The organism is Natrinema hispanicum, from assembly GCF_900111485.1.
Taxonomy (GTDB): Archaea; Halobacteriota; Halobacteria; order Halobacteriales; family Natrialbaceae; genus Natrinema; species Natrinema hispanicum_A.
In genome coordinates, this window is the sequence record NZ_FOIC01000032.1 from 1 (window position 1) to 13,219 (window position 13,219).

The following is a 13,219-nucleotide window of genomic DNA, read 5'->3' on the forward strand; positions in this document are numbered from 1 at the left end:
ATCAGCTGTGGAGTTGTAGCTCCGGCGGAAGGCTGCGAGCGTTCGGCTCTCGCCAGTGGCGAAGCCGAACGCAAACGACCACACGAGCGGTGGGATCTGGAGCTTGCCCTCTCGTTCGATCACGCCGACAGCCTCGGCGTGATCTTCCAGAGCAGCAGAGGGAAAGAGGGTAGTAAGCCGACGTTCAATTCTGTCTGAGGAGGGAGTGTTGGACACACTTGTCCCCTCCTCAATCCTCTCGAAAAGATGCCTCGATAAGCCACTGCTGTCTGGCGGTTCGTCACTTAGCTAAAGACGCATGCGTGTAGTGCCTTCTCAACGAGGTCAAGGAGTGCGACTGCCATAATCGGCTTCTTGACCTCGTTCTCTCAAACCAGTGCCGACCAAACTCGACGCTGTCGGCCATTTTCAATAGAGCAGGATTTTCAACGGACGTCTTCGTCGAGTCGACCGTCGAGAACACTGACGACGCGCCGAGTGGCACGATCGAACTCTAGGCGGACTGTTACGATGAGGACGGCAACTATCTCGACAACGACACCGGACGCCTGACTACGCTTGGCGCGGCGGAGACCTCGAGATCATAGCTTCGAGTGTAGTCTTAAAACGGGTTGTTTGTCAGTTAGCGGTGCGTCACCGTGGCCTCAGACCTTGTCGCCAGTTACCAGTCTAGTAGTGCTTTGTGTAGATATTCCCTGATCAGTTCGACTGGAATATAGCCCGCTGCAACGTTCAAAGATAAGAATGTTAGTAGACCGACTGGAGGGAACACGAGTAGCGAAACCAGCGGCGAGTAGCTGAAGGTCGAGACAAGCATATAGAACACGGCAAAGAACATGAATTGAACTGCGAGCAGTCGGGCTATCCAGCGGAGGGAAACGATCTCAATCGGGGATCGCTGCCAGAGCAAGGCGTTCCCTGCGAATATCGCAACGTAGGAGAGGCCAGTTCCGACACCCGCACCGATGATACCGTACTCGGGTATCAGGAGAACATTCAACACCAAGTTGATACATAATCCTACGACGGTGATTGCTTCGGATTCACGAACCCATCCTGTCGCATGTAGCACCGGCGTTACGACCCGTGTAGTTCCCAAAAAGAACGTCCCGATGAGCAAGATCTGTAACGTTATAGATGACGCGGAGTAGCCCGGACCAAAGTAAACACTAAGAAACGGGTCTGCAAGGGTGAACAGACCAATACCAAATAGCGACAATGATAGGACGGCATATTTAAAACCATCTTTTAGATTACTGTTTATTGTATCAATATCCCCGTTCGACCATAAGTGAGCCGTGTGCTGTAAGAATGCAGCCTGAATCACTGACGGGACGAACCAAATCATCTCCGCTGGAACGATAGCACTCTGGTAGAGAGCAGCTGAGGTCTGACCCTGATAGGATCCAACGAGAAGAATATCTATTTTGTACAGCAACATTGCGCTTAAACCTCCGATGAGTTGGTACCCACCAAATGAGACGATTTCTCGACCGTATTCGGAAACGTCGTCCTTTGATGGCATCTTGAAGGTGATAGACCTCCGTAAAACGAGCAACCCGAGTATACATGCGAGCACGAAAGAAAATGCGTACCCGGTAAATACACCGGTCACACCATACCCAATGTACGCCAGTAGCAGGGCAACAGAGGTATACACCAGCTTGCGGCCAATATTAAGTGCTTCAGCGATTGACTCTCGCTGTACACCATAGAAGGCAGCTCTGGTAACAGCATACACATTGCCGAAAAAAACTACTAGAATAATCGCCCAAACGTATGGCACATATATCTCAGGGAGGATACCTAACTTGGACGATAACAGGACAGCAATTCCGGCCAATAGTGCGTAAACCACGCTGATCAGCAACGAAATTAAGACGACTTTCGAGACTCTCTGGCTATCGTCTTTCCCATCCCCAACTACTTTCCTCGTCGCATCAAACAGCCCGCCCTTAGATATGAGTGTGAGAATGCTAAACCCGGCCAGTACAGTTGCGTATACCCCGTACTGTGATTGTGGGATGAGCCTAACAAGGATGGGGGTGAACAGTATACCAATGACCAAACCCGCACTCTTCCCGAAAAAAATAGAAATAATCGACCGAAGCAGTGATGCCATGGTGTAGTACCAGTCGAATTTATCAGAACTTAGTCTGAGTGATTCTATGACGAGGCACCATCCACAAATCTACTCCATAGCCTGAATTAACAGATCAAAGTTCTTTTTTGCGTTTCTCTGGAGCTGATCGACATTAGATGGAGTCGAGAACTCAATCTCGATGTCTTTGTGAGGTTTGTAGTATGGCAAATCGAGTCGTTCTGCAACCTGCTCTACTTTCGGCTCGTAAGCGAGAGGCAGTATTGGCTTCCTGCAGATCGCGGCAAAAATGAGCGAGTGGTAGCGGGTTGCAACCATTCGGTCAACGCTCGATACTCTCTTGAGCGTCTTCTCTACAGAGAATTCATATGGCCAAATCGGAATATCAAGGTGTTTCTGCGCGAATTTCTCGTCTTTTGGTGTGAACGGTATGAATACCGGATTCTCAATGCTCTCGCATATCTGCTGGGCGTTTCTAATGTAGCGCTCCGTTGCATCCTCTAATTCCGTGTATCCGAAGTACTGCTTTAGTACGTCGTTCGATATATCGTCTTTTTCCCCAAAGTACGGACGGAAATTGACCCCCGTCCGACTAGATGTTGTCTCCTGAGGATCGTCATACAAGAAGACAGGGCAAGCGGTCACAGTGACATCTGCATCACAAACTGCCTCAATGTTTGACTTCGACCACTGATCCCGAACCGTAATCAAATCTAACTCCGGAAGGACGCGAGATGCCAGTGAGCGGGCCTCCTTCGAATGGAACCCAGGGACACCAACACCGATAGCATACCCCTCCTCACCGCTGCTCACGTACTTGAGGCGTTTCTTCAGGTGGGCAACACCGTACCAGTCATGAAGAACTCCGCCACCACCGAGGATTCGCTTCGATGCGTTGCTCGCGGTAGTTCCTCTCCTGAACAACTTGGTTCGGTAGCCCTTCTGCTCAAGTTGTACCTTGAATTGTTCTCCGAGTGCCCGATCGCCAATGTTACCAGTATCGTAACTTCCTTGAACGCCTATATCGTGGGGAATTCGTCTTTTTACCCGATATTGCGCCGCATTTGGTAGTGCTTTAGCCGCAGCGAGAGGATTTCGAATTGCATACTTTATCGATTCCATCGATTATCTAACAGATAAGATACATAGTTACTATTAATAGCATTGGTCTTTAGTTAAGCCCAGTAGTAATATCAGAGGCCATATTATGCATAACAGTATTAGAGTCGGGAAGAATCATAGCTCGGACTCTGGTGTTGCCAATATCGGTCGATAAGTGTTCCTCGCAAACTCTATTTTCTCCTCGTAGCCGACTTGAGAGAGTTGAATCTGGACGAAAAACGATGCTGCTGAGTATTACTGTAAGTATTAACTAAAGACGGATGGAGAACCGAGTAACTACGCGTCTTCTCCCTTCGACTCGAGATTGAGGATCAAACCTTTCGTCACGTCCTCTTCGCTCACCTCGAGACGATCGTCTCCGACCGAGTACGCACCCGGATACGCGACCGTCACTGCGAAGCGACCGTCGTCTCCTACTTCCTTCTTGCGTTCGTACGTGAACGACTCGCCATCGACGGACACTGCCGTACTTATGCTCACGGTTTCACCCGGCTCGCCAGTTCCCTCGAGTGTTGCCCCAGGAACCACAGCGAACGCCGCAGCCTCGTCGTCGACGGACAGCGCCTGATAGTGAGCCGTCCCATCAGTTCCATTGCCACCAGCACTGTACTGCTCGAGCAGTTGCACCTGCGTGCCCTCGGCCGGCGCGTCCTCGTCGACTGCAGTCACGACGACGTACCCGACCCGGCCATCGAACTGATCATACCAGCTATCCGGATCGGAACTCGACCGGAACTCCCCGTAATTGCGCTGCGCATAGCCATACCCCTGTGACTCACCGTTGACGAAGTGGTTGTACATTCGGTTGTCGCCCCACTCGCTCAACACGTAGTTTTCGGGGTAGGTGCGGTTCGCCGTCTCGGCGTGATCATCGATCGCACCCATTGCTTCGACCTGGGCCTCGCTGTGCGTGACGTCCGCCGTCAGGCCGGGCACGTAGATCAGACTTAACCCAAATACGAGCAGACCGACGCCAAGCAGGTAGCCGATCGCACGGCCATTCGGCAGCGTAATCGATGGCTCGAGCGATTGACCGCCGTCGGCGGTGACTGGCCTGCTGTCTCGAGACCCACTGGCCGAAACCTCCGAAACCAGGAATGGAACTGGCGTTCGGGCCAGCTCAACTACCGAAAGCAACTGGACGAGCCCGAGTCCGGTAAGCACGGCCAGTGGAATCGCAAGCTGGCCAGCAAAGCGAACCTGGATTCCCGCAAGCAAGAGCAGATATCCCGAATAGGTACCGACGAGCAACCAGCCCGGTTCGTACTGCCGATAGACGCGCCAGATGACCCAGACGAGTACGAGCAGGGCAACATAGAATCCCATCCCGAGCTGGTACATCGGACCGAAGAAGACGGCATATTCTGTTGAGAATAGCGACAGCGTCTCAGTGATTCCTTCGCGGAAAAAGAGATCATCGACGCGAGCCATTGCCTCGGCCCAGACGTCTGGCTGCAGCCGCTTGAAGACGTAGAGCCCACCAGCCGCGACGAGCCCCTCAAGCGTGAACAACCCACTGAGATGAACATTCACGCGTCGCCACAGTTCGCCGAGCACGACAACCGCAATTGCACCACCGAGCACCAGCATCGGTGTGGTAGCAACGAACTCTGCATGCCATCCCCAGCGGTGGTGCAGGGCCAGCGACAACCAACTCCCGACGGCAAGTCCGATGAGCAGCGGGAGATTTGCGAGCGCCGGTGAGATGTCCGCTCGAGCGTCCATCGCGACTCGAAATGCGACGTATCCAGCGAGTGGCATCAGCAGGAGTGGCGAGCCGCCCCAAGAGTGGATCCCAGCCGCGACTGAAAGTCCGAAGCCGAGAGCAACGATCCACGTCAGCGGCGTTCGGAGGTGGTTCCGAACGCTTGCATGCGGATCCACGCCGTGCTCGAGCCGTCGCTGGAGGTCGACGGCGAGCCATGTCAGCGTCAACAGTGTGATTCCAAGCCAGAAGTACTGGTGAAGCTGGTGATCGATGAATCCCAGGCCTGTATAGACCGCGTGGATCGGCGTCACAGCGAAGGCAAGAACGGACGCAACGCCGACGCGAACGTCTCGCGTCAACAAGACGGTGAGCTTGTAAACCACGAGACCGAGGACGACGGAGGCGACGATGGGAAGCCACGCTGCAACCGTATCAGCCGCTCCCTGGCCACCACCGAGTAACTCGGCGATGAACCAATTAGTCGCATGTGCGAGTGGTCGCCGAATGGCCACGCCGTGCTGCGGTTCTACTAGAACTCCGTAGTCTGCAGGTCCCGACGACTGTTCGAGCAGGTTCTCCATCCAGTACCGGAAGTAGTACGGGTCGTTCCCCGGCGAGATGACGTACCCATTTTGAAAGACTGACTGATACGCCGTCATCCTCGCTATAGCGACAGTTAGCAGTGCACCGAACAGCGCCGCTAGGGCGCGGAGATCGGCATCGTTCCAGAACCGATCGAGATCGGCTGTGAGGTCGTTATCGTCCGTGGGTTTCCCGAGTTCCTCGCCCGTCAATACAGATTCGACAACTGCTGGGTCCGCGACCTGATACGCGCCATCGACTTTCGTGACGATGCCGCGTGAGACGAGTTCCCCGAATGTTCCCGAATCGAGGTCGACGTCATCAAAGGTCCACGTTTCGTGGTCGACGTCGGCGGCGAGGACAGTCTTGAGTGCGCGGTCACCGTTGTCATGTTCCTCGAGAAACGACGCCGCGGCGTCGGCGATGTCGCCCGAATCGCCGTCAATAGACATTGTCTGTCTGGTGAGTGTACGGCGCTATCATGCTTTCGTTCCGAAAAGGTACCGACCAAGTCGCAACGTTACCACACTTGCGCGCCCGGCGTTCCACAAGCGTCACAGATCACCGCGTCGTTTCCTTTGTAGCTCCCCTGCAGAAATTCCCCTTCCTCACAAAACGTACATGCTCTTCCCTCGAGGGCTGCAAGCACGGGAGAGCTAGCCACGGAATCGTCCATCAATTGCATCTCATTGGCACCAAGTCATGGTTATGGTATAGTCTTTTTGTGAAGACTGAATGTCATTCTTTCATTTTATCGCGCAACGATCGCAATCACTTACTCTTTTCTCGAGGGCAGCCGATCCAACAACTCTCCCGCATGGACGAGGAGATGCCTCGCTCGACGGCGAATGCGTTGCCAACACGGCTCGCTGCAAAGCTGTGGAAAGCACGTGCCGACTCGAGCGTTGGCGACAACCCGTGGAAAGTGGGCTGTGAAGATCGCGCAAGACCTCCCTCGAGTATACCGAACACAGGCTCATACACCCCATCGATGCAGAGCTTCCGAGTGAGATCCCGAACTCGAGTAGATCTGAACAGACCCTGGAGACAACTGGCGTCCACGTCCATCCGTAGACAACGGCGCGGACTACGACGCACTCGAGAGAGGGTACATCTCTCAGCACAGACCGTCATCACATCGAGCAGGCTGTGTGTTAATTTAGCCCACGACGACAGTGCGCTACGTTTAGGTACCTTGAGGGGTTCGTACTTGACTACTAGATGCCAACTCAGCGCAGAATGCGGTTTGTACATGGACAGGTCGCATGGATGATCGCGACAGTCCTCGTGCTCACACTGTTGAACGCGCTGTCCTACGAGTTGGTTTTCGTTCTTTCACTGATCGGCTTCCTGGTCATCACGGAACTGACGGCCCCATTCAACGTCACACCGACATGGCGACGCCGCCTTCGTTGGCTTATTCTGCTTGGCCTCGCAGGTTTCGCAGTCATCGTCGTGCGACGGATTCTCGAAATTCTGCCACCGGAGGTGGTCCCAGTATGAATTCCAATCATGTACTCTGCCTCACTCGAGCCATGAAGGTGATTCGATGAGCTGGCTTGGCAACGGCAGAATCGACTGGCCGCGAATCCTATTGCTCGCACTCACCGTCACCGTACTCGTCACGCTAGGTACTGTGGCTGCGACATCGTCGACTGCATTCGGCCCATACAATCCCTCTTGGGATGGATCATCTGATTTCCGGCAAGATGCTGAGGATGATCCCACAGTCGAGAGCCATCTATTGAGTGACACCGCCCGATACGATGAGCTGCCAGCCAACGAGACGGTCGCGTTCATCATCGCGCCAGATGAACCCTACGAGGGAGAGGATGCTGAACGGATCAGAGAGTTCGTCGATGAGGGTGGTACGCTCGTCGTCCTCGAGAACTTCGGCGATCCAGGAAACGAACTGCTAGCCGATGTCGGTGCTGAAGCACGTGTAGATGGACAACTTGTTCGGGACGAACGTCACCACTTCCGTGGGCCAACAATGCCCGTCGCGACGAGTGTCGAGAATTACACGCTCACGTCTGGAGTTGACCAACTGACGCTCAACTATGGAACTGCAGTTGAGCCAGGAAACGCAACAGTGCTGGTAGCGACCAGCGACTTCGCATACCTCGGTCCTGAGGATGACGAGTTGGACGAACAGGATGAACTCCAATCATACCCAGTCGCCACAGTGGAAAATGTTAGCGAGGGGAAGGTGGTCGTCGTCGGTGACCCGAGTATTACGATCAACGCGATGTACAGTGAGCCGGACAACGCCGCGTTCGTTCGCGGATTGTATGCTGATGCCGATCATGTGATCTTCGACCGCTCGCACGGTTCCGGGGTCCCTCCGCTGGCCGCTGCGATGCTGGTGATCCGGGGATCACCATTGTTACAGCTGCTCGTTGGTACCATTGGCATCGGATTTGTTGCAGTGCTCTCTCAGATTCGGGTCAAGTCTGCACTCGAGGCCTTGCAGTCCCGGCTGCCAGCGCGCTTCCAGCCCGCCGGGAATCGCAATGACGGGACAATTGGTCCTGGACTCTCTGATTCCGAACGCGCCGAGTTCCTCCGCAGACAGCATCCCGACTGGGATGAGGAGCAAATCCAACATATGATAACAGCGCTTAACCATCCCCGTTCGGAAGATGAAACAGACGAATGAGCGGTACCACTGATTTGACTGACGGGACGAGCGGCGATCCCGAAGCCATCTATGATTCGCTTCGCAGCGAGATCGACCGCGTTCTCATCGGAAACGACGAGGCAGTCGAGTATTTGACGGTCGCGTTACTGACCCGTGGGCATCTCCTGCTTGAAGGGGTTCCAGGTATCGCCAAGACGACGCTCGCGAACCTTTTCGCGCGGACGACTGGCCTGGAATACAACCGGGTCCAGATGACTCCCGACACCCTCCCGGCCGACATCACGGGCACGCACATCTATCGACAGGGAGCGGGAACGTTCGAACTCCAGCGCGGTCCCGTCTTCGCAAACCTCGTGGTTGCTGACGAAATCAATCGCGCAACGCCGAAGACCCAAAGTGCGTTGCTCGAGGCGATGGAAGAACGGCGTGTGACCATCGAGGGCGAGACGCTTTCGTTGCCGGATCCGTTCATGGTTGTCGCGACCCAAAACCCGATTGAGTCTGAGGGGGTATTCCAGCTCCCAGAAGCCCAGCGAGACCGCTTCCAGTTCAAGCTGACGCTCGATCTGCCGGATCGAGCGGACGAACGAGAGTTGCTCGACCGGTTTGACGATGATCCGGAGCTCGGCCCTGAAGATGTCGAACAAGTCATCGAGCCAGAGAAGGTCATCGATGCGCGCCAGACCGTTCAAGCAGTCCACGTCGCACCCGCTGTCAAAGAGTACGTGCTCGATCTCGTCGCCGCGACGCGATCGCATGCCGATGTCGAACACGGTGCTTCACCGCGCGCGACGCTGGCGTTTCTCAACGGTGCCAAGGCGCGTGCCGCGATCCGTGGCCGTGACTACGCCATTCCTGATGACGTGAAGACGATGGCTGAACCGGTACTGCGTCATCGGCTCGTGTTGAGCACCAGCGCCGATCTGAGCGATGTTGACCCCGAAGCCATCGTCGCGGAGATCGTCGACACGGTCGAGCCGCCAGGTGCCGATACGAAGCAGGCATTCGAATCGGCCGCAGCGAGCGACAGCGACGAGAAGATTCTCGAGTGAGTTACTCCTCACTCCACGGTGGCAACGTCCCCGACGAACTCGATTAGTCACAGTTCCTCGTCGGCGATCGCGGCCGCACGGAACATAGGTTCGTGTTCTAGTTCTCCGGGAAGTGGTGGTACGACGCCGATCAACTCGAGACGTATTCTGTGAGCGTGATCTCGCAGTCATCGAAATCGAAACACTATTTCGTAGCAACGTTGGCCTCGAGATCGTATAGACCACTCTCGAGGACCACGGAATTCGCGATCCGACGACCGACGATATGCTGACCTCGAAAATCGCCGCGTGGGATTTTACTCCCGGAGACCTCAGCCCCCCTCAATGGGAAGCAACGACTCACACACGAAGGTCAGCAAGCAAGGCAAGTATGACTGACGCCACGCAGGACATTGAGGAAGCGATCCACTAACTCGAGCACGATACCGAACGCAAGCAAGACTCAGCAGCCCTCCACCAATGACAAATACGGACCCCTTCCAGTGGAAGACTGACCCCACGATACACTTCACCGCCCCACACGCAAACCAGCGCCGTGACGATATCGATCATTTCGTCGTTGAACACGAGACCCGACCCGACGACCTATCGTTCGTGCCCCGTGACCCGGACGGCGACGTGCCGACCCAGTGGATCACGATCAACGCCGACGACGCGCTCTCCCTCGAAAACTGGCGGTAGCCGCTCATTCAAAGCGTTTCGATCGGATGCCACGAGGCGTGACCCGAAGCGGTTGACCCAAGTTCCCCGTAGTCTCGCCTCGAGGTCAAGCTCAGTTGCACCCTTCTTAGAAGTCTATGAACAGAGACTCACTCCGATGCGATTTCGTCTCTCTCGTTGCTGTTGTCGTCTTTCGTGGTGCCTTAGTTGTCGATATCTTCCACGTCCGTATGATCTTCCCACCGGCAAGTGACCAGCCAGTCCGATCGTTCGTTAGCGGGTGTTACCTCGAGTCGGATTGGCCGCTCGAGCCCAGTTACGAATCCAACCGCGAGAAATGAGACGATCGGATGGTCAAAGCGGTCAAGATCGCCGAACGCGCTATCGTCGATGGCGACGGTGATGCGGTTCGAGGCTACATCTACATCTGGCTCGGCACTGCCTGTGAGTTCGAACTGCTCGACAAGGCCGTCAGCGAGCTGGGTTGCAAGCGGTGCCGGCGCAGTCGCGAGGTCGTCGGTCAGTGCACGCTCGAAGTCTTCGAGCAGCGTTGCTCCGGTGGGCTCAAGAACAAGTCCACGGTGCTCCGGATCAGTTAGGATTGGCCCCTCGAGATCATCCAGCGTGGGCAGTTCGCCGGTCGTCTGCTGGGGGACGTATAGGCGCGCACCCGAAGCGTCGTCAGTCGGGAGGTAGACGCGATCGTCGCTCAGGCCGAGTTCACTGGCGATTGCGGCCTCGTTGGCTGCCATCGCAGCATAGATCCGTTCACCGACATCTGCAGCGACAAACGTCCCAGGCGTCAGGTAGTAGGTAAGTACTCCGCCAAACAGACCCACCGAAGCGAGTGCGAAGAGCACTTCCCGGCCATCAGGGAAGAGGACTGCGGCGAGGGCCGCACAGGTACCAACGAGGGCTAGTCCCGCTGCAGTGCGACGGTATTGCGATTGCTTGGCGCGAGCATACTCGGCACGCAACCGCTCGTTTTCCGCCTCTAGAAGTTCTGTCCGTGCCGCGAGTTCGAGCCGGTCATCGTCCTGCCCGTCTGCTCGGTCAGCGTCCAAGTCGGTCGTCGTCTCGTCCAGATCAACATCAGTCGTACTCATATGTCAGTGGTGGGTTCAGTCGTCGGTTTGGCAGTCGTATCGGTATCTGTATCGGTGGTTGATTCGTCGGTTTGATCAGTATTGGTCTGGTGTGCCTGCTTTCCGTCCTCGCGGTCTGGAACCAGTCCGAGCCGAACAAGCTCGAGTCGGTGAAGGCCGTATGAAGCGATCGCGAGGAGAACGATCACCGTTGCGGCGGCCAGATAGAGCGACTGCGAGTCGACGATAAGCCACGCAGCGCCTGCCAGTGTCAGTGTACTCGTGATCGCGACGAGCGTGATGCGACCTGGGCTCTCAGTCCAAGGAACTGGCGAAAGGAGAACGGCAATGAATGTGACTTCGACGATGATGAACGGGAGTGGATCGATTCCGTCCGGGAAGGATGCAACGAGTGCAACGTGACCGGCTGCAAGCGCGTATGGTATCCCAAACAGGTAGCCAACGAGTGCCGTCGCAATCCCTGCAAGCGCGCCAAGTGGGCCAGCGACGGCACCGAACGCAACGACTATCACAGCGAGAGAGATGAGAGTTGACCAGTTGCGGCCGGTCGCGGCCGGGACCGCATCGATTCGGGCGCTCACGCATGACCACCTCTCGAGCGGCCTGCTTCAATGACGGCCGATAGCCGGTCGGTTGGCCCGACCTCGAGGGCGGTCACGTTATCGATCCGGGCGAGTTCTCGCCGGAATTCCTCGAATTCGACGTAGCGGTCATAAGCTTGCTCGATATCCGCCAGCCCACCCGGTTCGTAGAGTACCGACGGTGCGAGCAGAACCAAGACCTCGTTTCCGCCTTGCCGTGCGAGCGAGACCGTCTCGCGGAGTTCTGCTGGCCGTGAATCATCAGTACAGATGACGGTCCAGATCGAGCCCCGTGCGTCCGTCACACCCCTGTGGACTGCTCCGTATAGTGGATCCTCGGCGATCCGTTCCCGGTATCTCTGTTGACCAGAATAGAATGGACGCAGTGTCCGTCCAAACGCGTCATCTTCATCTGTTCCTTCAAGATCGGATAACGACCGCTGGGCGTCCGTGGGAGTGGTGTTCCGTCGCAGAAGCGAAACGTTGTTTTCGCCCGCGCTGACCGTTCTCAATTGGGTGCTTGAGGATCGCGACGCGCTAGATTCATTCGAGTTCGTTTCTGTGCTGTTCATCGTCGTGGTACCCATTTGGTTAGAGATGGGCGTGTCCGCCGCTATCGTCGGCTCGAGAGAGAGCAGTTGACGGCGGATTGGCCTGTAATTGACGGTCGACGATGCTATTCCCCGATAGTTAGTGATTCCACCATCGCCAACCGTCACGAGCCCGAGTGGGTTGTTAAGTCGACGGGTGTTTCCTGCGATGACGAGGGCCACCTCGCGGAGGGCTTCAAGTTTTGTTTCGCCCTGTGGACCCATTGCGAGTGAGCTACGGTGGTCGACGGCCAGCAGGGTCCGGCGGTCACTCTCGGCCTCGTACTCGCGGACGTACGGCGTTGTGTGCCGTGCCGTCGCCTTCCAGTCGATCCGTCTCCCTGTATCGCCAGGGAGGTACTCACGGAGTTCAGCCGGTTCGATTCCTGTGCCGGTTCGTCTAGACTCGTGAGACCCGTACGACGCGGCAATCCGGTCACCTCCCTCACCGACGTGAATTGACCGGGGACTGGGGGGTTCGACGGTCACTGTCGGCGTTGAACCAGCCGTAATCGTCTCTCGGAACAGCCCATCCGTCGCTGTCACGGTTATTTTATCGAACGTGTGACGACCAGCGACGGGCCAGGTGACCGTCCGTGTTCGGTTTGCCTGTTCGATGGCTGGTTCAAGTGAAAGCACAAACGGTCTAGTCGCAGTCGCTGCGACCGGTAGTCCAGCAGAGACTTCGAGTGTCAGTTCCGTTTTGGCTTCTCGCGTCGCGGTGAGCGTGACTGGGATCTCGTCTCCCGTTTGGACGGCCGTACGGGCTGGAGACTGAACGACCGACAGCGACTCCACTGTTCGCTCGAGGTCACGGGTGAAGCGATACTGGTGGGCCAGTAGCCACGCGCCGATGAGGGCCGACCCAACAAGCACGAGCGGACGTGCAAACACTACTGCAAGGACGGCAAGCACAACGGCGAGTGCGGCGACCGTCCATCCCTGGCGCGTGGGGTACATGTCTTGACAGATTTCCGTGACCGTGTTCAAAGTATTGATTACCAGCAGACGAGACGATCCAGAATCGAGGTGCAGGCTGACGCAGGTGTATCCCGATGCGTGGACAGGCCAGTCGG

11 protein-coding genes and 2 pseudogenes are annotated in these 13,219 nt (G+C 56.2%); 5 read left to right on the forward strand and 8 right to left on the reverse strand.

The window, feature by feature from the left end:
• From BSG09_RS17080 to BSG09_RS21680, 5 genes and pseudogenes are all read right to left on the reverse strand, one after another.
• A pseudogene (locus BSG09_RS17080) lies at positions 1-189 on the reverse strand (IS4 family transposase); the annotation flags it as partial.
• A gap of 472 nt (positions 190-661) precedes the next feature.
• Positions 662-2,122: a flippase gene (locus BSG09_RS17085; protein ID WP_092935260.1), complete on the reverse strand. Its 1,461-nt coding sequence runs from the start codon at positions 2,120-2,122 to the stop codon at positions 662-664.
• A gap of 69 nt (positions 2,123-2,191) precedes the next feature.
• A complete protein-coding gene (locus tag BSG09_RS17090; protein WP_092935262.1) occupies positions 2,192-3,223 on the reverse strand; it encodes a polysaccharide pyruvyl transferase family protein in 1,032 nt (343 codons plus the stop codon).
• 276 nt (positions 3,224-3,499) lie between these two features.
• On the reverse strand, positions 3,500-5,965 hold the full coding sequence (locus BSG09_RS17095; protein WP_092935264.1) for an MFS transporter: 2,466 nt from the start codon (positions 5,963-5,965) through the stop codon (positions 3,500-3,502).
• 68 nt (positions 5,966-6,033) lie between these two features.
• On the reverse strand, positions 6,034-6,198 hold the full coding sequence (locus tag BSG09_RS21680; protein ID WP_343124081.1) for an HVO_A0556 family zinc finger protein: 165 nt from the start codon (positions 6,196-6,198) through the stop codon (positions 6,034-6,036).
• Between the two features lie 111 nt (positions 6,199-6,309).
• On the opposite strand from BSG09_RS21680, the pseudogene BSG09_RS21870 reads away from it, so the two are divergent.
• From BSG09_RS21870 to BSG09_RS17120, 5 genes and pseudogenes are all read left to right on the forward strand, one after another.
• Positions 6,310-6,587 (forward strand): annotated as a pseudogene (locus tag BSG09_RS21870) (hypothetical protein); the annotation flags it as partial.
• Between the two features lie 165 nt (positions 6,588-6,752).
• The gene (locus BSG09_RS17105; protein WP_175542245.1) at positions 6,753-7,016 is read left to right on the forward strand and encodes a hypothetical protein; all 264 of its coding nucleotides are present in this window, start codon (positions 6,753-6,755) and stop codon (positions 7,014-7,016) included.
• 46 nt (positions 7,017-7,062) lie between these two features.
• Positions 7,063-8,172, forward strand: coding sequence for a DUF4350 domain-containing protein (locus BSG09_RS17110; RefSeq protein WP_092935268.1), 1,110 nt, complete (start codon positions 7,063-7,065; stop codon positions 8,170-8,172).
• Positions 8,169-9,206, forward strand: a complete 1,038-nt coding sequence (locus BSG09_RS17115; protein WP_092935270.1) for an AAA family ATPase — start codon at positions 8,169-8,171, stop codon at positions 9,204-9,206. Before BSG09_RS17110 ends, BSG09_RS17115 begins: the two co-directional genes overlap by 4 nt.
• Before the next feature lie 459 nt (positions 9,207-9,665).
• Positions 9,666-9,887, forward strand: a complete 222-nt coding sequence (locus BSG09_RS17120) for a DUF7511 domain-containing protein (protein ID WP_092935272.1) — start codon at positions 9,666-9,668, stop codon at positions 9,885-9,887.
• A 182-nt stretch (positions 9,888-10,069) separates the two neighbouring features.
• On the opposite strand, the gene BSG09_RS17125 is transcribed toward BSG09_RS17120, so the two are convergent.
• The 3 genes from BSG09_RS17125 to BSG09_RS17135 are packed head-to-tail and all read right to left on the reverse strand — an operon-like array spanning position 10,070 to position 13,103.
• Positions 10,070-10,972, reverse strand: a complete 903-nt coding sequence (locus BSG09_RS17125) for a hypothetical protein (RefSeq protein WP_092935274.1) — start codon at positions 10,970-10,972, stop codon at positions 10,070-10,072.
• Positions 10,969-11,553 carry a hypothetical protein gene (locus BSG09_RS17130; RefSeq protein WP_092935276.1) on the reverse strand — a complete coding sequence of 195 codons (585 nt, stop codon included), beginning with the start codon at positions 11,551-11,553 and terminating at the stop codon, positions 10,969-10,971. The genes BSG09_RS17125 and BSG09_RS17130 overlap by 4 nt, the downstream gene beginning before the upstream one ends.
• Positions 11,550-13,103, reverse strand: a complete 1,554-nt coding sequence (locus tag BSG09_RS17135; protein WP_092935278.1) for a DUF58 domain-containing protein — start codon at positions 13,101-13,103, stop codon at positions 11,550-11,552. Before BSG09_RS17135 ends, BSG09_RS17130 begins: the two co-directional genes overlap by 4 nt.
• Positions 13,104-13,219 lie beyond the last annotated feature (116 nt).